The sequence below is a fragment of the Vibrio sp. Y176 genome (assembly GCF_033438945.1).
The window spans coordinates 1-523 of the sequence record NZ_JAWOQS010001158.1 but is presented as its reverse complement, the minus strand read 5'-3'; the positions used below and the strand labels follow the sequence as shown (position 1 = coordinate 523).

The following is a 523-nucleotide window of genomic DNA, read 5'->3' as shown; positions in this document are numbered from 1 at the left end:
CGATGTTGGCTCATCGGCCAAAATTATTTGTGAACCGACGGCCAGTGCGCGTGCGAGATTTACTCGCTGACGCTGACCGCCGCTGAGTTCGTGCGGGTACTTGTTTAACGTCTCTTCTGGCAATTCCACCAGCTTGAGAAGTTCCTCCAATCTCGCCGGGATCTCGCGGTCATGCTGCACCTGCTTGTGGATTTTCAACGGGCGAGTTAGATGATGACGAATTGTGTGGGTAGGGTTCAGCGATCCAAAAGGGTCTTGAAACACCATTTGCACCTTACTGCGATAATCTTGAATATCGTGTCGTGAGGTGATGTCATTGATGTTGGTGCCGTTAAATAGAATTTCCCCTTCGCTCGCCGGGTAAACCTTTGTGATTAGCCTTGCACACGTGCTTTTACCGCAGCCTGATTCGCCAACGAGAGCCAATGTTCGCCCAGCGTAAAGATCAAAACTGACGCCTTGCAACGCTCGAAAAGTCTCTTCTTTGGCAAAGCCACCGCCCACAGTGAACTCTTTGATCACG

Annotated in this window: 1 protein-coding gene; it reads right to left on the bottom strand. The window is 50.9% G+C overall.

From position 1 onward, the window contains the following. Nucleotides 1-522 (bottom strand): ATP-binding cassette domain-containing protein (locus tag R7O13_RS30745; RefSeq protein WP_318305704.1); only part of this gene is annotated, 522 nt, incomplete at its 3' end. Between the last annotated feature and the right edge of the window lies 1 nt (nt 523).